At 60.7% G+C, this 19,095-nt stretch carries 15 protein-coding genes and 1 tRNA gene; 12 read left to right on the forward strand and 4 right to left on the reverse strand.

Features of this window, described 5'->3' with window-relative positions; translation table 11 throughout:
• The first annotated feature begins 44 nt into the window (after positions 1–44).
• From NWI_RS02700 to NWI_RS02720, 5 genes are all read left to right on the forward strand, one after another.
• Complete coding sequence (locus NWI_RS02700; RefSeq protein ID WP_011313848.1) at positions 45–2,711, forward strand: hybrid sensor histidine kinase/response regulator; 2,667 nt, start codon at positions 45–47, stop codon at positions 2,709–2,711.
• Positions 2,712–2,722: 11 nt separating this feature from the next.
• The gene (locus NWI_RS02705; RefSeq protein WP_011313849.1) at positions 2,723–3,193 is read left to right on the forward strand and encodes a chemotaxis protein CheW; all 471 of its coding nucleotides are present in this window, start codon (positions 2,723–2,725) and stop codon (positions 3,191–3,193) included.
• 59 nt (positions 3,194–3,252) lie between these two features.
• Positions 3,253–3,618 (forward strand): response regulator, encoded by a 366-nt coding sequence (locus tag NWI_RS02710; RefSeq protein ID WP_011313850.1) that lies wholly within the window; start codon positions 3,253–3,255, stop codon positions 3,616–3,618.
• A 111-nt stretch (positions 3,619–3,729) separates the two neighbouring features.
• Positions 3,730–4,938, forward strand: coding sequence for a chemotaxis-specific protein-glutamate methyltransferase CheB (locus NWI_RS02715; protein WP_041344690.1), 1,209 nt, complete (start codon positions 3,730–3,732; stop codon positions 4,936–4,938).
• Positions 4,935–5,801 (forward strand): CheR family methyltransferase, encoded by an 867-nt coding sequence (locus tag NWI_RS02720; RefSeq protein WP_011313852.1) that lies wholly within the window; start codon positions 4,935–4,937, stop codon positions 5,799–5,801. The genes NWI_RS02715 and NWI_RS02720 overlap by 4 nt, the downstream gene beginning before the upstream one ends.
• A 210-nt stretch (positions 5,802–6,011) precedes the next feature.
• Here the strand turns inward: NWI_RS02720 and ctrA are convergent, their stop codons facing one another.
• Positions 6,012–6,713 (reverse strand): response regulator transcription factor CtrA, encoded by a 702-nt coding sequence (gene ctrA, locus NWI_RS02725; RefSeq protein ID WP_011313853.1) that lies wholly within the window; start codon positions 6,711–6,713, stop codon positions 6,012–6,014.
• Positions 6,714–7,081: 368 nt separating this feature from the next.
• Between ctrA and fliI the strand changes: the two genes are divergently transcribed.
• Positions 7,082–8,407 carry a flagellar protein export ATPase FliI gene (gene fliI / locus NWI_RS02730; RefSeq protein WP_011313854.1) on the forward strand — a complete coding sequence of 442 codons (1,326 nt, stop codon included), beginning with the start codon at positions 7,082–7,084 and terminating at the stop codon, positions 8,405–8,407.
• A gap of 104 nt (positions 8,408–8,511) precedes the next feature.
• Positions 8,512–8,937 (forward strand): flagellar export protein FliJ, encoded by a 426-nt coding sequence (fliJ, locus tag NWI_RS02735; RefSeq protein ID WP_011313855.1) that lies wholly within the window; start codon positions 8,512–8,514, stop codon positions 8,935–8,937.
• A 232-nt stretch (positions 8,938–9,169) separates the two neighbouring features.
• Here fliJ and NWI_RS02740 read toward each other — a convergent pair whose 3' ends face one another.
• Entirely contained in the window at positions 9,170–9,370 is a 201-nt protein-coding gene (locus NWI_RS02740) for a hypothetical protein (protein ID WP_011313856.1), read from the reverse strand.
• A gap of 322 nt (positions 9,371–9,692) precedes the next feature.
• A complete protein-coding gene (gene flhA / locus NWI_RS02745) occupies positions 9,693–11,822 on the reverse strand; it encodes a flagellar biosynthesis protein FlhA (protein WP_011313857.1) in 2,130 nt (709 codons plus the stop codon).
• A 559-nt stretch (positions 11,823–12,381) separates the two neighbouring features.
• On the opposite strand from flhA, the gene NWI_RS02750 reads away from it, so the two are divergent.
• From NWI_RS02750 to NWI_RS02760, 3 genes are all read left to right on the forward strand, one after another.
• Positions 12,382–12,457: transfer RNA gene (locus NWI_RS02750), tRNA-Ile, on the forward strand.
• A 301-nt stretch (positions 12,458–12,758) separates the two neighbouring features.
• A complete protein-coding gene (locus NWI_RS02755; protein ID WP_041344692.1) occupies positions 12,759–14,453 on the forward strand; it encodes a methyl-accepting chemotaxis protein in 1,695 nt (564 codons plus the stop codon).
• A 766-nt stretch (positions 14,454–15,219) separates the two neighbouring features.
• A complete protein-coding gene (locus tag NWI_RS02760) occupies positions 15,220–15,615 on the forward strand; it encodes a helix-turn-helix domain-containing protein (protein ID WP_011313859.1) in 396 nt (131 codons plus the stop codon).
• Between the two features lie 59 nt (positions 15,616–15,674).
• On the opposite strand, the gene NWI_RS02765 is transcribed toward NWI_RS02760, so the two are convergent.
• On the reverse strand, positions 15,675–16,334 hold the full coding sequence (locus NWI_RS02765; protein WP_041344695.1) for a ParA family protein: 660 nt from the start codon (positions 16,332–16,334) through the stop codon (positions 15,675–15,677).
• Positions 16,335–16,782: 448 nt separating this feature from the next.
• Here NWI_RS02765 and NWI_RS02770 point away from each other — a divergent pair, with 448 nt between their 5' ends.
• The gene (locus NWI_RS02770; RefSeq protein ID WP_011313861.1) at positions 16,783–17,862 is read left to right on the forward strand and encodes a calcium-binding protein; all 1,080 of its coding nucleotides are present in this window, start codon (positions 16,783–16,785) and stop codon (positions 17,860–17,862) included.
• Between the two features lie 296 nt (positions 17,863–18,158).
• Positions 18,159–18,785, forward strand: a complete 627-nt coding sequence (locus NWI_RS02775; protein WP_011313862.1) for a class I SAM-dependent methyltransferase — start codon at positions 18,159–18,161, stop codon at positions 18,783–18,785.
• The last annotated feature ends 310 nt before the right edge of the window (positions 18,786–19,095 follow it).

A 19,095-nucleotide genomic window follows, 5' to 3' on the forward strand; every position in this document is an offset into this window, starting at 1 on the left:
AAGGCGCGATCGCGGCGCCTCGGCGTTTCGAAGGCCAGAAGGCTATGGATGATCTCCTCTGCGAATTCCTGACCGAGACCAACGAGAGTCTGGATACGGTCGACAATCAGCTCGTCCGGTTCGAGCAGGATCCGAACAATGCGAAGATTTTGGATAACATCTTCCGGCTGGTCCATACCATCAAGGGTACGTGCGGTTTTCTGGGCCTGCCGAGGCTAGAGGCGCTCGCTCATGCGGCGGAGACGCTGATGGGCAAGTTTCGCGACGGCATGGCGGTGACCGGCGAGGCCGTGACGCTTATCCTGTCCACCATCGATCGCATCAAGGATATCCTGGGCCAGCTCGAAGCGAGCGGGACGGAGCCGGAGGGAGCCGATGCCGATCTGATCGACGCGCTGCATCGCATGGCCGAGCGTGATCCATCCGGGCCGGCTTCCGACATCTCCGAAGCGACGCCGGAATGTGACATAGCGGGGACGCTCACCTACCAGGTTCTCGAACGGCCTCTGCGCCCCGGCGAGGTGTCGCTTGATGATCTCGAGCGCGCGTTCCGCGAGACGGAGGTGGAGTCGACCGCGCCCGCTTCGCAGCCCGCGCCGGCAGCGCCGGTTGCTTCGAAGCCGGTCGCCACGGCTGCTCCGAAGAAAGTGGAGGATACTCCGGAAGGCGACCGGGTCGCCAACCAGTCGATTCGCGTCAACGTGGATACGCTTGAGCACCTGATGACGATGGTGTCCGAGCTCGTGCTGACGCGCAACCAGTTGCTCGAGATCAGCCGCCGTCACGAGGACACCGAATTCAAGGTGCCGCTGCAACGGCTGTCCAACGTCACCGCCGAGTTGCAGGAAGGGGTGATGAAGACGCGGATGCAGCCGATCGGCAATGCCTGGCAGAAACTGCCGCGCATCGTGCGCGACCTTTCGAGCGAACTCGGCAAGCAGATCGAACTCGAGATGCATGGCGCCGACACCGAGCTCGACCGCCAGGTTCTCGACCTCGTCAAGGATCCGCTGACCCACATGGTGCGGAATTCCGCCGATCATGGCCTGGAAACACCGGCGGAGCGCATCAAGGCGGGAAAGCCGGAGCAGGGCACCATCCGTCTCTCGGCATATCATGAGGGCGGCCACATCATCATCTGCATCGCCGACAACGGCCGTGGGCTCGATACCGAGCGCATCAAGGCAAAGGCAATTCAGAACGGCCTGGCGACCGAAGCCGAAATCGAGAGGATGACCGAGGCGCAGATTCACAAGTTCATCTTCGCTCCTGGCTTCTCGACCGCCGCGGCCGTGACCAGCGTCTCCGGACGCGGCGTCGGCATGGACGTGGTGCGGACCAATATCGATCAGATCGGCGGCACCATCGACATCAAGTCGGTGGCCGGCGAGGGTTCGAGCGTCATCATCAAGATTCCGCTGACGCTGGCGATCGTGTCGGCTCTGATCGTCGAGGCCGCGGGTGATCGCTTTGCGATACCGCAGCTCTCGGTGGTCGAGCTGGTGCGCGCGCGCGCCAATTCGGAGCATCGTATCGAGCGGATCAGGGACACGCCGGTGCTGCGGCTGCGCAACAAGCTTTTGCCGTTGATGCACCTGAAGAGGCTGCTGAAGATCGATGACGGCGCGGACAGCGATCCCGAGAACGGCTTCATCGTGGTGACGCAGGTCGGCAACCAGACCTTCGGCATCGTGGTGGACGGCGTATTCCATACCGAGGAAATCGTGGTCAAGCCGATGTCGACCATGCTGCGGCATATCGGCATGTTCTCGGGCAACACCATCCTGGGCGACGGCGCCGTGATCATGATCATCGATCCGAACGGGATCGCCCACGCGCTGGGCGCATCGGTTGTGACCCAGCAGGAGATCGCCGATGAGAATGCCGCTCGCGCCGGCGCCGCCGAACAGACGTCGCTTCTGGTGTTCCGCGCCGGCTCGGATCAGCCCAAGGCCGTGCCGCTCGCGCTCGTCACGCGACTTGAAGAGATCGCGGTCGCCAAGATCGAGATCTCCGACGGCCGCCATATGGTGCAGTATCGCGAGCAGCTCATGCCGCTGGTGCAGATGGATGGCGTTTCGATTGGAACGGACGGGACGCAGCCGGTCCTGGTGTTCGCTGATGATGGCCGGGCGGCGGGACTCGTGGTCGATGAGATCATCGACATCGTCGAGGAACGTCTGAACATCGAGGTGGCGAGCAGCAGGCCAGGCATCCTCGGCTCTGCGATCATCAAGGGCCTGGCGACGGATGTGATCGACATCGGTCATTTCCTGCCGATGGCCTTCTCCGACTGGTTCAGGCGCAAGGAGATGCGTGCGGCCGCCACCGCGCGCTCGGTGCTGCTGGTGGATGACAGCGCCTTCTTCCGCAACATGCTCGCGCCGGTCCTCAAGGCCGCGGGCTACCAGGTCAGGCTTGCGACCAACGCGCAGGAAGGTCTTCTCGCGCTGCGCTCGGGTCAGGAGTTCGACGCGATCCTCACGGACATCGAAATGCCGGACATGAACGGATTCGAGTTCGCGGAGACCGTGCGCTCCGATGATCGATTGAGCGGAACTCCGATCATCGCGCTGTCGTCGATGATTTCTCCGGCCGCGATCGAGCGGGGCCGTCAGGCTGGATTCCACGACTACGTCGCCAAGTTCGACCGGCCTGGCCTGATTGCCGCGCTGAAAGAGCAGACCGCCGAAATTGGCCGGGCGGCATGAAGGAGCGGAACATGACCACCGTCAATCAGGCCAATGAAAGCGCGCTTATCGAATACGTCACCGCGACGATTGGCGGGCAGTTGTTCGGACTGCCGATCTCACGGGTGCAGGACGTGTTCAAGCCGGAACGGCTGACTCGCGTGCCGCTGGCCTCGAATGATATCGCGGGGGTTCTGAATCTGCGCGGCCGTATCGTCACCGCGATCGATATGCGCGCCCGGCTCAAGCTTCCCAAGGGGGAAGCCGATCGCCGTCCCATGGCTGTCGGTGTCGAACTGCGCGGCGAATCCTACGGACTTCTGATCGACTCGATCGGCGAGGTCATGAAACTCCCGGATGAAGGCCGCGAGGTCAACCCGGCCAATCTCGACCGATGCACGGCGGAGCTGTCGGCGGGCGTGTATCGGCTGGACGGGCAGTTGATGGTTGTTCTCGATGTCGATCGTGTTTTGGAGATTGCACCGGACAAGCTTGCGGCATGACCACGGCGGCGCAGGCGCGCCGGCCGAGGAAAAAGCGTTGAGAAGACACGGAGACCAAAATGAAAACCTGTCTGGTCGTCGATGATTCGAGTGTCATTCGCAAGGTTGCGCGACGCATCCTGGAAGGCTTCAATTTTCGCATCGTCGAGGCCGAAAATGGAGAGAAGGGACTGGAGGCGTGCAGGCTTGAACTGCCTGACGCCGTGCTTCTGGACTGGAATATGCCCGTTATGGACGGCTACGAATTTCTTCGCAACCTGCGCCGGATGCCCGGTGGCGATCAGCCGAAGGTGGTGTTCTGCACCACGGAGAACGACGTGGCGCACATCGCCCGCGCGCTCCACGCTGGCGCCAACGAATACATCATGAAGCCGTTCGACAAGGACATCGTCACGGCGAAATTTCAGGAAATCGGCCTGATCTGAATCTCGTCGCGATCCGGCCGGATATTTTTCATCTTGCGCGTAATGGGCATGAGTACTGCGGTGGCAAGTCCGGTGGCTCTGGATTCGGGAAAGCTGGAGCCGCTACGGGTCATGGTGGTCGATGATTCCGTCGTTATCCGCGGGCTGATTTCCAGATGGATCGAGGCCGAGCCCGACATGATGGTCGCGGCCTCGCTTCGCACCGGCCGCGACGCCGTCAGCCAGGTCGAGCGCGCCGATCCGGACGTCGTGGTCCTCGACATCGAAATGCCCGAACTCGACGGCATTTCCGCGCTGCCGCAACTGCTGGCCAAAAAGCGCAACCTCATCGTCATCATGGCCTCGACGCTGACCCGCCGCAACGCGGAGATCAGTTTCAAGGCGCTGTCGCTCGGCGCGTCCGATTACATTCCGAAGCCCGAGAGCACGCGCGAGGTCGCCGCGGCTGATATCTTCAGGCATGACCTGATGCAGAAGATCCGGCATCTCGCCGCGAAACGCCGTCGTCCGGCGACAGTCGCTTCGCCGCCGCCAGATCACGATGATTATGGATCGAACGCATCCACAATCATGAACGCGGTCGATTCCAATATTTCAGAGCGGGATGCGGGCGGAAAACCGCGACGCACTTTTCCTCATCCCGCTCTGGTCCAGCGCGAACAGCAACCGCGTTCTGCTCAAGCCGCTCGCGCGATGAGCCGGCCCCAGCCAACGCTGCGTTCCTTCAGCGCGCACCTCCCGCGTGCGCTGCTGATCGGTTCGTCCACGGGCGGGCCGCAGGCGCTGATGACGCTGGTGGCCGGAATAGGACCGGTGATCGACCGCTGTCCGGTGCTGATCACCCAGCACATGCCCCCGACGTTCACCACCATTCTCGCCGAGCATCTGGCGCGGGCCGCGGGGCGTCCGGCGCATGAGGGCGTGGATCAGGAGATCGTGAAGCAGGGCCATATCTATCTCGCGCCCGGCGGCCGTCACATGCGGGTGGCGAGAAAAGGAGCAGACGCGGTCATCGTTCTGGATAACGGCCCGGCGGTGAATTTCTGCAAGCCGGCCGTCGATCCTTTGTTCATGTCGGCGATCGACGTCTGGCAGGGCGGCGCTCTGGCCGTGATCCTGACCGGAATGGGGTCGGACGGAATGCGTGGAGGCACGCAGATTGTCGCCGCGGGCGGCAGCATCATCGCCCAGGACGAAGCAAGCAGCGTGGTGTGGGGGATGCCGGGCGCCGCCGTTCAGGCGGGAATTTGCGCGGCCGTTCTGCCGCTTCAACAAATTGCTCCGAAGCTGGTTCGGCTATTCGCGGGAGACGGTTTGTGACACCGCTTGATTTCGAGTACTTGCGCAAGTTGCTGAAGGAACGGTCCGGCCTCGACTTGACCGCCGAGAAGCAATATCTGGTCGAAAGTCGGCTGACTCCGCTGGCACGCAAGGCCGGCCTCTCGGGTATCGGCGACCTCGTGCAGAAAATGAAGACCGGCGCAACGGCTCTGACGATCGACGTCGTCGAGGCGATGACCACCAACGAAACCTTCTTCTTTCGCGACAAGACGCCGTTCGAGCATCTGCGCGAAACGGTGATCCCGGCGCTGCTCCAGGCCCGCGCGGCTCGTCGGCACCTGCGGATCTGGTGCGCCGCGGGCTCGACCGGGCAGGAGCCCTATTCGATCGCGATGTGCCTGAAGGAATGCGGTCCGAAGCTGACGGGCTGGCGCACCGAGATCATCGCCACCGATCTGTCGAACGAGGTGCTCGAAAAATCGCGGGCCGGTCTCTACAGCCAGTTCGAAGTGCAGCGCGGACTGCCCATTCAGTTGCTGATCAAGCACTTCAAGCAGGTGGGTGAACTCTGGCAGATCAACCCCGACATCCGCGCGATGGTTCAGCACCGCCAGCTCAACCTGTTGCAGGATTTCTCCCATCTTGGGGTCTTCGACGTGATCTTCTGCCGCAACGTGCTGATTTACTTCGATCAGGAAACCAAGGCCGGCGTCTTCACGCGGCTCGCAAGGCAGGTGGAGGCTGATGGCTTTCTTGCGCTCGGGACTGCCGAAACCGTGGTCGGGCTGACCGACGCGTTCAAACCCCATCCCGACAAGCGCGGGCTTTATCGGCCCAATCGGGTTTCCCCGCCTTCGCGGGCGGCGGGAATGCCGTCACCCAGGGCGGCGGCCGGCGGGTAGAGAATTCCCGCCGTTTCATCGGTGATCTGATCCGCCCTCGCCGCCAGGGTACGTTCGCTTCTGATTGAATCAGAAGATGGACTCTCAGATTTGTTTGACGTGTTTTCGTCACGCGAACAGGTCATCCACTTCGCTCGAAAACGCTATAGACCAAACAAAAACCCCGCCGTTTGCGGCGGGGTCGGTCCGGGAGGAACGGAGGATCGGGTGTCAGGCCGGAATACGGACTTCGTCCTCGTGCGGTTCACGGAGAACGTAGCCGCGCCCCCAGACGGTCTCGATGAAGTTGCGGCCTTCGGAGGCATTGGCAAGTTTTTTGCGCAGCTTGCAGATGAAGACGTCGATGATCTTCAGCTCGGGCTCATCCATGCCGCCATAGAGGTGGTTGAGGAACATTTCCTTGGTCAGCGTGGTGCCCTTGCGCAAGCTGAGCAGCTCGAGCATCTGATATTCCTTGCCGGTGAGATGGACGCGCTGGCCGCCCACTTCCACGGTCTTGGTGTCGAGATTGACCACGAGATCCCCGGTCTGGATCACCGACTGGGCATGGCCCTTGGAGCGCCGCACGATCGCATGGATGCGGGCCACCAGTTCATCCTTGTGAAAGGGCTTCGTCATGTAGTCGTCGGCGCCGACGCCGAGACCCTTGACCTTGTCCTCGATGCCGGCGAGACCGGAAAGGATCAGAATGGGTGTCTTGATCTTGGAGACGCGAAGCTGCTTGAGCACGTCGTAACCCGACATGTCGGGCAGGTTGAGATCGAGAAGGATAATGTCGTAGTCGTAGAGTTTGCCGAGATCGACGCCTTCTTCGCCGAGGTCCGTCGTATAGACGTTGAAACTCTCGGACTTGAGCATCAGCTCGATCGACTGCGCGACGGCGCTGTCATCCTCAATCAGCAAAACGCGCATGCCAGTCCCCTAATCGTCGCCGCGCCGGGCGCCAGGCCGGCCGCAATACTTGCGGCACTGGAAACGCCTTTAAGCAACTGATTCGAACCCTGACCGCCTATGGTTAACAAAAACTGTTTCTGTTCCGCAAGTCTCTTCGGTGCAATTTTCATCGAATCGCCCTAAGGTGTTGCATTAAAGCAGCTTTTCTTATCCGGTTACGCTCAGGATCCACATTAAAAGTCAGGCCTAACTGACTTTCGCGACTCGCCTTCCTCCTGAAGACACACGCTCTCAGTCACCAAAGACAGTGACGCAATGATTAACGATGCGGGTAAACACGAGGTTAAAGGAGTTCGGCTAATGTACGGAAACCTAAGGATTTCACGATGAAGGGCCTGGCCGGGCGGATTGGTGAGATCGAGCGCGTCAATATTTATGGCCGCGTGGTCGGCGTACGCGGACTGATGGTCGAGATAGCGGGGCCCATCCATGCGATGTCGGTGGGAGCGCGCATCGTGATCGAAACCGGGGTCGGTCGGACCATCCCGGCGGAAGTGGTCGGTTTCAACGGCGACAATGCTGTCGTCATGCCGTTCGCCAGCCTGGACGGGGTGCGGCGCGGCTGCCGCGCCCTGGTCGCCAATGCTTCCGACAGTGTACGGCCGGCAGCCGCATGGCTCGGGCGGGTTCTCAACGCCCTCGGAGAGCCGATCGACGGCAAGGGGCCGCTCCCGCAGGGCCCGACGCCCGTACCGTACCGCAATTCGCCACCGTCGGCGCATTCGCGCCAACGGGTCGGCCAGCCGCTCGATCTCAAGGTTCGCGCCCTGAACACGTTCCTGACCTGCTGCCGCGGTCAGCGGCTCGGTATTTTCGCGGGCTCCGGCGTCGGCAAATCGGTGCTGCTGTCGATGTTGGCGCGCAACGCCGATGCCGACGTTTCGGTGATCGGGCTGATCGGCGAACGCGGACGCGAAGTGCAGGAGTTCCTGCAGGACGATCTCGGCGACGAGGGGCTCGCCCGATCGGTCGTCGTGGTCGCAACCTCCGATGAGCCCGCCCTGATGCGGCGGCAGGCTGCCTATCTGACCCTGGCGATTGCGGAATTCTTTCGCGACGAGGGCAGGGACGTGATGTGCATGATGGACTCGGTGACGCGCTTTGCCATGGCGCAGCGCGAAATCGGACTGTCGACCGGCGAGCCGCCGACCACGAAGGGTTATACGCCAACCGTCTTCACCGAGTTGCCGAGGCTTTTGGAGCGCGCCGGGCCCGGAGCCGACAAGGGGACAATAACCGGTATCTTCACGGTGCTGGTCGATGGTGACGATCACAACGAGCCGGTCGCCGACGCGGTGCGCGGCATTCTCGACGGGCACATCGTGATGGAGCGCGCCATTGCCGAGCGGGGCCGCTATCCCGCGATCAATATTTTGAAGTCAGTGTCGCGCACGATGCCGAGATCGGCCGATCCGGCTTTCCTGCCGGACATTACCTGCGCGCGGCGGATGATGGCCACTTATTCCGACATGGAGGAATTGATCCGGCTCGGCGCCTATCGGGCCGGCTCCAACGCGGAGGTCGACGAGGCCATCAGGTTGAATCCGGTCCTGGAGGATTTCCTGCGTCAGGCGAAGGACGAAGTCACCAGCATCGAGGACGGTTATCGAAGATTGCAGCAAATCGTCAACACTTTAGCAACGGAAAGCTAACTTTGTCGGGCCATCATCCGCCCGTCATAAGAGTGGTGCGGCGGGATCCGAAGGGATGTCGCCGTTGTCCCGCGTAGATTGGGACTTCTGGGGAGTACGAGTCGATGAAGTCGCGTGAAACGCTGATCCGCCTGAAGAAATTCCAGGTCGAGGAGAAGCGTCGGAGGGTGGCTCAGATCGAAAGCATGATTGCTGATTTCCAGCGCATGTCGGTCGATCTGGAGCGTGAAATCGAAATCGAGCAGGAACGCGCCGGGATCGATGATCCCACGCATTTCGCATATCCGACCTATGCCAAGGCAGCGATCCAGCGCCGGGAAAATCTCACCCGCTCGGCGGACGAACTGCGCGTCCAGCTCGAGGAGGCCAAGATGTCGCTGGCGGAAGCGTTTGAGGATCTCAAGAAGGTCGAATTGCTCGATGAGCGCGACCAGGCGCGCGAACGTGCGGAAGAGAACGCCCGCGAGCAGGCCGATCTCGACAGTATCGGTTTGATGCGGTCGCGCATGGGGGCCGCCTCCATCGCCTGAACGCTCCGTCTTCATTCGTTCGAATCCGAGAAGCGAAGGGTGGTTCCCCGATGAGGGAAGCTCGCATCGCGCGCCCGCGAACCAGATTGTGTGCTTGTCGCAAAAAGAAAACGCCCGTGGGGGGCGGGCGTTTTCCATCGTAGTCCACTTGGGGTTAGTGGGTCCTCTACGTACTCACGTGGCGACTTCGGGGGGCAAATCTAAAGAAGCCTCGTGAATTCTTCAAACTCCTTCAGCGAACGACCATCGCATCCGAACTGGTCACCGCCATCGGCTTGCCTGCCTTGATGATGCGTGCGGTCTGCGTATAGCCGTCATCAGCGTTCATGCGCGCTGAAATGGCGAAACCTGCCACTGCGATACCTGCAACAAGAGCTACAACCACGATTTTCAGGTGGGTCGTCCGATCCGCGCTGTAAATCGAATGATTCATGGAAGTCCTCCTGCCCATCCACTTCCTTGTTGAAGATTAGTCTCCGCTGCTCGCGCACAGGTTCATCGTCTCGCGCCCCTACAACGTAGGAATTGGGGGGGATGTTCCGAAGAAGCGATCACAAGGTGGTGAAAAGGTGTGAACGGCCGCGATCGACGGACTGCGCCGTCAGATCGGAATCGTTATATTATACAATTATATCAATTATTTAGTACTGTGCAGTGGTCTGGTGGCTTCGTATGTGCACAGGCGTGGTTAGACACAAACCATTTGTCTGATGCAGAAATGCCGCATAAAGGCCGCCGTGATTCGAGCAGGCCGATCAGATGCTGCCGACCGTCTTGAGCCGGGCCCGGGGATGGATTTCGGCCTGCGATAGAACAGGGGTCTGGGCGCGGAAACGCTCGATCAGGGAGCGGACAAATGGCCGGATCGCGGCCGAGGTCACCAGCACCGGGGCCTCGCCTTCGCGGGCGGCCTGCTCGAAGCGATCGCGCACCGCCGCCATGAATTCCGATAACTTCGACGGCTGCATCGCAAGGCTGCGTTCCTCGCCCTGGCCGATGATGGATTCGGCGAAGGCCTGCTCCCATTTGGCGGATAGCGCGACCAGAGGCAGGTAGCCGTTGACCGATGTGTTCTGGGCGCAGATCTGACGCGCAAGGCGGGCGCGCACGTGCTCCACCAGCGTCGCCGGATTGCGCGAGAAGGCGAGAGCTTCCGCGATGCCTTCCAGAATCGTGGACAGATCGCGGACGGAAATGCGTTCGGCGAGGAGAAGCTGCAGCACGCGCTGGATCCCGGAGATCGAGATCTGGCCCGGCACGATGTCCTTGATCAGTTCGCCCTGTTCCTTCGGCAGGTCCTTCAGAAGCTTCTGCACTTCGCCATAGGAGAGCAGGTCCGACATGTTGACCTTGAGCAGTTCGGTGAGGTGGGTCGAAACCACGGTCGCCGAATCGACCACGGTATAACCCTTCAGCGAGGCTTCTTCCTTGAGCGAGGCATCGACCCACGTCGCCGGCAATCCGAAAGTCGGTTCCGTGGTGTGAATGCCGGGGACTCCGACCTGACCGCCGGCCGGATCCATCACCATGTACTGGTTCGGCCAGATGCGCCCCGAGCCGGCGTCGACCTCCTTGATCTTGATGATATAGGTGTTGGCCTCCAGTTGTACGTTGTCGAGGATCCGTACCGCCGGCATCACGAATCCCATCTCGATCGCGAGCGATCGGCGGAGCGCCTTGATCTGCTCGGTGAGGCGATCCTGGCCGTCCGGGCCATTGACCAGCGGCAGCAGCGCGTAGCCGAGTTCGATCTTCAGATCGTCGATTCTGAGCGCCGCCGATATCGGCTCCTCCACATTCGCGGCTGCTATGCACGCGGTTTCGGACGCCGCGGCGGCCACGGCTTCGGCGGCCGCGGCGCTTTGGCGTTTTCGCGAACTCCAGGCCAGCGCCGCCGCGCCGCCGCCGAGCGCGACGAACGGCAGCATCGGAATTCCGGGCAGCAGTCCCAGCACCAGCATCACGCCGGCCGACATGCCGAGCGCCTGCGGATAGCCGGAAAGCTGCTTCATGAGGGCCTTGTCGGCGGCGCCGGTGACGGCGGCCTTGGAAACCAGAAGGCCGGCCGCGGTCGAGACGATCAAAGCGGGAATCTGCGTCACCAGCCCGTCGCCGACGGTGAGAATGGTATAGCTGTGCGCCGCATCGGCAAAGCTCAGATCCTGCTGCGCGATGCCGATGATCATGCCGCCGATGATGTTGATGAAGACGACGAGCAGGCCGGCCACGGCGTCTCCGCGCACGAACTTCGAGGCGCCGTCCATCGCGCCGAAGAAGCCGCTTTCGTCCTCGATCGCCTTGCGCCGTTCCTTCGCGGTTTTCTCATCGATCAGTCCGGCGGAAAGGTCGGCGTCGATCGCCATCTGCTTGCCGGGCATGGAGTCGAGCTGAAAGCGCGCCGCCACCTCCGCGATACGTCCCGAACCCTTGGTGATGACCACGAAGTTCACGATCACCAGGATCCCGAAGACGATGATGCCGATGACGAAATTGCCGCCCATCACGAAGTTCCCGAAGGCTTCGATGACATGGCCGGCGGCAGCCGAGCCTTCATGCCCGTCCGACAGGATCAGCCTTGTGGAGGCGAGGTTCAGCGACAGCCTCAGCATGGTCGCGATCAGCAGTACGGTCGGGAAGGAAGAGAATTCCAGCGGCGACTGGATGAACAGCGCGGTCATCAGGATCAGGATAGACAGCGTGATCGAGATCGCCAGAAGGAGATCGAGAACCATCGCCGGAAGCGGCATGATGAGGACGACGAGGATCGTCAGGATACCGAAGGCGAGCGCGAGATCACCGCGCTTCAGCATGATCCCGATCTGGCTGAAGGTTGGAAAGCCCGAGGCTGGCACGGTTGCGCCTTGATCCGCCGTGACGCCCTTCATCCCCGTCGTCTCCCTCGCGCAGACCGCCCGCACGCGCTAGAGCATGATCCAGAAAAGCGGAAGCCGGTTTTCGGACAGGATCATGCTCAATCAAAAAATTAAGGCTGGGCCTGATTCAACGTAGTGGAACCAGACCAGCAGTTATTCTGACGCGCTTTCTTCACGCGAACCCATGTTTATCCGCGGGTCAGGCCCGAGGACATGCTTTGCTCGACAACGTTAGAGGCGTTTGCGCGGCCGCCGCCGCGCTCCACCGTGAAAGTGGGGCGCCTCCGGTGTCCACGAAGGGCCATGCCGTGCCATTCCGGGCTGCCGGCGGCGCGCGGCTTCCTGGGCAAAATTTGCCCGGTATATGGTTAGCAAAGGGTTAATGTCCCGGCGGGCGCGGCATAACATCCTGATCGAGGCTTGAAGAGAATGCGCCACCATCGGGGGCATTCTCCGTCTCTTGCCGCAAACTCCGGCCCCTCAACAGTTCCGCCCGCCGATTGCCGCGCGGCACATGACATTGTAAGGGATGCCTTGCGCCGACGGCGGTTGCGCACGCGACGTCCGGCCGGGGCCTGTAGCTCAATGGTTAGAGCCGGCCGCTCATAACGGTCTGGTTGGGGGTTCGAGTCCCTCCGGGCCCACCAGCCGGATCAGGCATCATCGGGTGGGAAGTATGCAGCCCCTTGCTGCGTAGCCACCGTTTTTTAACCGAATTGTTCCATCCTCTCGCCATCGCGTCAGAGCCGAGTTCCGGTAAGCCACAGAAGGTGCCTCCCGATGGTTCACTTGCCCCCGTTTTCGTCGATCTCGACGCGATCCCATCCCAGGTAAGCTTTTGAGGGTATCGGTACCGATTTCCGCTGACGCGGTTCCTCGCGAATCGCGTCATGACAGCACATCGGTCGTGACGCTTGCTTTCACCATAACAGATTGGCGAGTTTTCCCGTGCGCAAGAACTTTCCGGTTACCGACGAAGAGTATCCCGTTTCCGATGACACGCTGATCGTTTCCCGGACCGATCTCAAGGGGCGTCTCACCTATGTCAACGAAGACTTCATTGACGCCGCGGAGTTCACCTCCGAGGAACTGATAGGCAAGGCGCATAACATTGTCCGCCACCCGGACATGCCGCCGGAGGCGTTCGAGAATCTCTGGGACACCTTGAAGGCCGAGAAACCATGGGTCGGCGCCATCAAGAACCGCCGCAAGAACGGCGGCTTTTACTGGGTGCTGGCAACGGCCTCGCCGATCCGGACGGACGGGCAGGTCACCGGCTATACCTCGATCCGCACCAGGCTTGCCGCCGACCAGCGCGCCCTCGCGGAAGACGTGTATGCGGCCATTCGCGAAAAGCGCCCCCATCCGTATCGGATCGACGCCGGCATTATCAGGAAGCGATCGGTCTTTGATCGTTTCGGACTATTTACCCGTACCATGCGGGCGCGAATGACAACGCTGATCACCGTGCAGGCTGCTTTTCTGCTAGCTTGCGGCTTGCTGGGCGCAGCCGTCATCGGCGGCATATGGGGCCTCGCCCTCATCCTTCTCGCCGCCGCCGGGATCGCCGTCGGGGGAATGGTGGGACGTCAGACCCTGCGTGCGTTCGAGGGACCGATGCGTCACCTGAACGAAACGATGCTGAACCTCGTTCACGACAAATTCGACAATCGGATCGAAATCAGGCGCGACGACGAGATCGGCGAAGCCCTCCGCAACCTCCAGACCGTGCAGACGCTTATTCGTTTCAGCCGGGAAGAGGTCAACTCCACGCAACGCCGGGCCGACGCCCAGCGCAAGATCGACATGACAAAGATCGCCAATTCCTTCGAGGCGGCCATCGGCGAGATTGTTCAGGCTGTCGCGACATCGGCGACCGAACTGGAGGCTTCGGCATCGACGCTGGCCTCGAACGCCGATCATGCAAAGGATTTTGCGGCACGCGTCGCCAACGGTTCGACCGAAGCCTCCTCCAACGTCAATTCGGTGGCCTCGGCCACGGAGGAGATGACCGCCTCGGTCCGTGAAATCAGCCAGCGCGTGCAGGAATCAGCGCGCATGGCGGGCGAGGCCGTCGATCAGGTGCATTCGGCGACCGAGCGCGTCAGCGCGTTGTCGAGCGCGGCGGCTCGCATCGGCGATATTGTCGAGATGATCAACAATATCGCGGGACAGACCAATCTTCTCGCCCTGAACGCCACCATCGAGGCGGCGCGCGCCGGCGAAGCCGGTCGCGGATTTTCAGTCGTCGCCTCGGAAGTCAAGGCGCTCGCCGAGCAAACCGGCAAGGCCACCGGCGAAATCGGTCAGCAGATCAGCGGCATCCAGTCCGCCACGCATGAATCCGTCGCCGCGATCAATGAGATCCGGAACTCCATCGAAAAGCTTTCCGGCATCTCCTCCACGATCGCGTCAGCCATCGAAGAACAGGGGGCGACGACGCAGGAAGTTGCCCGCAACGTGCAGCACGCAGCCCAGGGTGCGCAGGAAGTGTCCTCGAACGTCGGCAATCTCCAGCGCGGGGCGGTGGAGACCGGGAATGCCTCATCTTTGGTGTTGTCTGCCGCGCAGACGCTGTCGCGCGATAGCGCCAGGCTCAAGACGGAGGTCGACAATTTCCTGAACTCCGTCCGGGTTGCATGAAGCATTGATAGAGGACGATCCGGGAAGAGCGCAGGCGACAGCGTTGTCGAATGAAGCATGTCCTTAAGCTTGACCTGACTCGCGTGAGGAAAACGCGTCCAACATGTCCCGGAGTGGGACATCTCCGGTCGGATCTGCTGTAGAATGTTACCCACACCGGAGTGTTAAGGAATGCCTCGGTTTGTTCGTTGCCGGTCCGTCCGAGAAGCCGCTTCATAGCGTTTTCGAGCGAAGCATGTCCTCGAGGCTTGACCCGAGGATGGAAACCGGTTCGCGTGAAGAAAACGCGTCAGATCAATATTGTAGAGCATCGCTTCTGATTCCATCAGAAGCTTTAATGCTCTGGTAATCCGCTGGTTGGCGCAGTCGGCGGTTTCGCGGTAACGACGCGGGATGCGGCCGGGTTACAGGTTGTCCAGAGGCAAAATACCGGCCTGATAAGATAAGGAGGCTGCCGAAGGGCGATCGCGCGCGCTTCGAAGAAGTGATATGCGTGACCGCGGCTCGCGTGGTATCCGTCGTTTATGTGTCTGTCATTATAGCCGGCGCGCCAACCGGATCGACAGCCTTTGTCAGCTTACGTTGCACCGCAACTAACATGAAAGGTAAAACTCGCGCGAACTTGAGTGATGATTGATAGCGCATCGCGCGGCTTTCATACTATATTATTGTCGTGAACTTGTTCTTAAGTTGAGATTTTCATTTGATTCTGGTCATTGTTTAGGCGCTTCGTTCTCTGTCATCGAAGCCGTATTCAGGTAGGAAGATGAAGAAGCATTCGCGGGAGGAAATTCTTTCGAAGCTTGCCCGGGCAGATGAACTCGCTCGCGCCGGCAATTCCCAGGTCGACGTCTGCAAGGCGCTTGGTGTGAGTGTCATGACGCTTCATCGGTGGAGGAAATTGCCTCTGCCAAGGCAGGAAGCGGATATTCCTCATGACAATGCGGGAGAAGGTGCGGCATTTGTCAAGCCTCCGGCGATGGATCAGATGCGCCACGTTCTGGAGGAGCTCAAGCTCGAGAACCAGCGGCTTCGCAAGATTGTCACGGACCTCCTGCTTGAGAAAATGCGGCTCGAGGAAGCCGCGGTTTCTGCGTCCCCTCCCCAGTCGGAAACGCAAGGTGTGATCCAAGCCTTGCTTGGTCCCGCCAATTCCAGATAGCGGCTCTCATAATTTCCGGCGAGAAAAGAAATGATCTCGCGGCGGACGCAGATGCCGCCCTATTCCTCAAGCTCGATCCGTTCGATCGCGTCCGCGAGCTCCTGGATTTCCTGATCTGCCGTATCTCCGGGCATGAAGCTTGTTACCGACTGACCGCTGGTGAAGCAACGAACGAAGGCGGCGCGGCTGGCGATTGGCGGGCCAACCGCTTCACCGAATGTGCTTAGCTCATCAAGCAACTGTCTTCCTTCAAGCGTGCGGCGGTCGAGTCTGTTCGGCACCAGGATCACCTTGATTCGATCTCGGCGGCGCTCCCGTGCGGCGTCAATGATCGCAAGCGTCTGAAGAGTCGCGTCGAGGTCGAGGCCGGATGGGGTGCAGGGCACCAGGATAAGGTTGGCCACAGCGATCGAGGCTCCCATTTCCCTTGCGTTGGGGGCGGTGTCGATGACGACAATCCCGGCTTCAATGCTGCGGACTTCCTGGGCCCAGGCAGGGACCGACGTCTGCTCCAGAGCCATTTCATAGACGGGGAATTCGAGATTACCGGGCTCCGCCCACTGCGAGGCTGAACGCTGGGGGTCGCTGTCGACAAGCGCAACCTCATGTCCGCGGCGCGCGAGCGCAGCGGCGACACAGATAGCGATCGTGGTTTTGCCGACACCGCCTTTGCGCTGAGTAACGGTGATGATTCTCCGTCTCAGCCGGGGAGAACTCATGCCAGCGCCACGATAACAGATCCTCACATTGTCTGGTAAAAGCATCCGCGAACGTTACCACCGTTTGGTCGGTCGTCACAATTGGATGTGAGGTGAGGTTTTAGTGGTCTTCTTATGTTTTTCGCACATCTGCTTCACGATTCCGGCGGGAATGGGGTAAAATCCCGGCGATAAGCTGCGCAGGGCGGCCAGGAGACGGTCCCGCTGGATGTTAAATGAAGGGAGCGTAACTTGACGCTTGACTTCGGTGCTGCGGTGCCACTAACATGAATTTAACAATCGAGAGCTTGCATAACGCTTATATGTTATATGCAAGGCTCGGATTTGGCACAAAGTCTAGCACCTTCGAATTGCAGCATGCGGTGTCGATTGGCGTCGACCGGTCATATCTGCTTTCGCATGACTCTTGAAGAATTCAGTCTCTTAAAGAATCCAGCTAGAGGGCGCCATGGCCGTTTCCTACCTGACGAAGACCGAGCTAGGCGAGTTTTTTCATAGTAACGGAAACATCGAGGCGGGCGTGCGATCGGCGTTGATCGATTCGCTCGAGCAAAGCGGTGTGTTCAACGATGACGACAATAGCGCGAGGGGGTGGCTCCAGTCCGGGCCGTTTCCGGGCGGAGAGGTTCCGCCTGTCGTCCAGATCCTGGGCGTATCCAACTCGACGAATGTCGAGACGAATCCCAACCTGAAAGCGATCGTGCTGGATGATCACAGCGCCAGGCTGGACGTGACCGGAGGGGATAACGACGTCTTTGTCGCCGCAGGCAAAGGGCATGACACGATCAACCTGAATGATAGCGGCAACGATACGGTTTACGGCGGTAGCGGCAACGATGTGATCCGGGCGAGCGAAGGCGACAACCTGCTGTTCGGCGGGGCCGGCAATGACAGCATTTACGGCGGCGCCGGCAACGATACGCTGGACGGGGGTGCTGGCAATGACCTCCTGGTGTCCGGTGGTGCGCGGGCCGCGGGCGTTGGCGGCGACGCGCGCATCGCCAGTGCGGACGACAGCGCCTTCGGCGCCGCTGGCCGCGGGCATCATCATGGCGGTGGTCATGGAGATGATCGTGGATGGGGTCGCGGGGATGATCACGGTGGCGGTCGGGGCGGTGACCATGGTGGCGGCGTCGGCGAGATAGAGGGACACAGCACGCTTATAGGCGGCGCTGGCAATGACACGCTGGTAGGCATGCAGGGCGATGTACTGCAGGGCGGTGCGGGCAACGATCAGTTTACGTTGCTGTCAGGTGATGGGAGCGCCAACTCCACGCTGTACGGTGGTGGCGGCGATGACACCTTCCGGATCGAGGCGCGTAGCGGCAGCGACACCATCTTCGGCGGCAACGGTAACGACACGGCCGAATTTGTGGGCCGGTCGTTCTTCGATGTCGCCAAGATCGATGTCGATGCGAGCACGTCGACCTACACACTGCACTTCAGCGATCAACAAACCGTCGCGGTTAATGGCGTTGAGGAACTGCATTTCAGCGATCAGATCGTCACCCTGCCGAAGCTCTCATAGTCCGGGTAGAAGGACAGGATCGTTAAAGCCCCGCTTCGGCGGGGCTTTTGCTTCTGTGATGCCGCTTCGCTTTTGTGATGTGACGACATGCCTCTATAGTGGTTTCGAGCGAAGCATGTCCTCGGGCTTGACCCGAGGATGGAATCCGGTCGCGTGAAGAAACGCGTCAAACATAAAGACTCCAAGACCGCTCGTGCCTTTGTGAAGCCACATCGATAGGGCCAGGTTGGCGGTGGCCGGAGCGGTATGGTTCGATCCTGATCTCCGATAGCTTCGGCGGGACCCAGGAGTCGATATTGAACCCAGGTATCAAGCGCTTGCTCAATGCGGGCTCCGGCCCAGGCTCCGCCAGACGAATCGCTCGACTGGTTCAGGAGCGAGGACTGGAGGAATTGCGCTTTGATATCGACCCGAACGTCAAACCTCACGTCGTAGGCTCCATCCTCGAACTGGAAACGTCGTTCGCGCCGCAATCGTTTGACGTGATATGGTCGTCGCACGTTCTTGAGCATCTCTATGCCCACGAGATCTTTCCCACCCTGCGCCAGTTCCATCGGGTCCTGAAACCGGACGGCTTCGCCCTGATCATGAGTCCCGATGTTACGGCGGTGGCTCATTTTATCGTTGAGCAGGGCATTGCGGCCGTCGCCTATCATTCGCCGGCCGGTCCGATCCGGCCGCTCGACATGCTCTACGGTCATTCCCGGGCGATCGAGGAAGGGCACGTTCATATGGCTCATCGCACCGGGTTTACCGCGGAGAGGCTCGGCAATCTGTTGTTGACGGCCGGCTTTCCCACCGTGTCGGTGGCGATGCAGAATTTCGAGGTCTGCGCGCTGGCCTTGATGCCCGAGGCTGATGATGCGGCCATCAAGAAAACCTTGTTGGCGAGCGGGTTCAACTTTCAGGAACTGGCGGGTTAGAGCTTTTCCGCTTCTAGAGCCTTTTCGCTTCTGATGGAATCAGAAGCGAGGCTCTATGATCTTGTTTTGACGCGTTTTCTTCACGCGAACCGGATTCCATCCTCGGGTCAAGCCCGAGGACATGCTTCGCTCGAAAACGCTTCTAATGATCAACAGCGGGAATGATCAACGACGGGGCTCCCGGATTTGATCTGACGCGCGTTATTCGCCCGAACCGGGATGCTCATCTCCGGGGGCGAGCCTTGAGAGTATGCTTTCGCGCGAAAGCGCGCCACGCGGCTGTCCGCAATGCGTCGCGGGACCGCAAATG

Origin of the sequence: Nitrobacter winogradskyi Nb-255, assembly GCF_000012725.1 — a bacterium.
In the GTDB taxonomy this organism is placed as follows: Bacteria; Pseudomonadota; Alphaproteobacteria; order Rhizobiales; family Xanthobacteraceae; genus Nitrobacter; species Nitrobacter winogradskyi.

What these genes read in the sequence shown, in the direction of transcription:
- ctrA (WP_011313853.1), bottom strand. Translation starts at nt 6,713, where the DNA reads ATGCGCGTTTTGCTGATTGAGGATGACAGCGCCGTCGCGCAGTCGATC.
- NWI_RS02715 (WP_041344690.1), top strand. Translation starts at nt 3,730, where the DNA reads ATGGTGGTCGATGATTCCGTCGTTATCCGCGGGCTGATTTCCAGATGG.
- NWI_RS02710 (WP_011313850.1), top strand. Translation starts at nt 3,253, where the DNA reads ATGAAAACCTGTCTGGTCGTCGATGATTCGAGTGTCATTCGCAAGGTT.
- NWI_RS02770 (WP_011313861.1), top strand. Translation starts at nt 16,783, where the DNA reads ATGGCCGTTTCCTACCTGACGAAGACCGAGCTAGGCGAGTTTTTTCAT.
- fliI (WP_011313854.1), top strand. Translation starts at nt 7,082, where the DNA reads ATGAAGGGCCTGGCCGGGCGGATTGGTGAGATCGAGCGCGTCAATATT.
- NWI_RS02740 (WP_011313856.1), bottom strand. Translation starts at nt 9,370, where the DNA reads ATGAATCATTCGATTTACAGCGCGGATCGGACGACCCACCTGAAAATC.
- NWI_RS02705 (WP_011313849.1), top strand. Translation starts at nt 2,723, where the DNA reads ATGACCACCGTCAATCAGGCCAATGAAAGCGCGCTTATCGAATACGTC.
- NWI_RS02700 (WP_011313848.1), top strand. Translation starts at nt 45, where the DNA reads ATGGATGATCTCCTCTGCGAATTCCTGACCGAGACCAACGAGAGTCTG.
- NWI_RS02760 (WP_011313859.1), top strand. Translation starts at nt 15,220, where the DNA reads ATGAAGAAGCATTCGCGGGAGGAAATTCTTTCGAAGCTTGCCCGGGCA.
- fliJ (WP_011313855.1), top strand. Translation starts at nt 8,512, where the DNA reads ATGAAGTCGCGTGAAACGCTGATCCGCCTGAAGAAATTCCAGGTCGAG.
- flhA (WP_011313857.1), bottom strand. Translation starts at nt 11,822, where the DNA reads ATGAAGGGCGTCACGGCGGATCAAGGCGCAACCGTGCCAGCCTCGGGC.
- NWI_RS02765 (WP_041344695.1), bottom strand. Translation starts at nt 16,334, where the DNA reads ATGAGTTCTCCCCGGCTGAGACGGAGAATCATCACCGTTACTCAGCGC.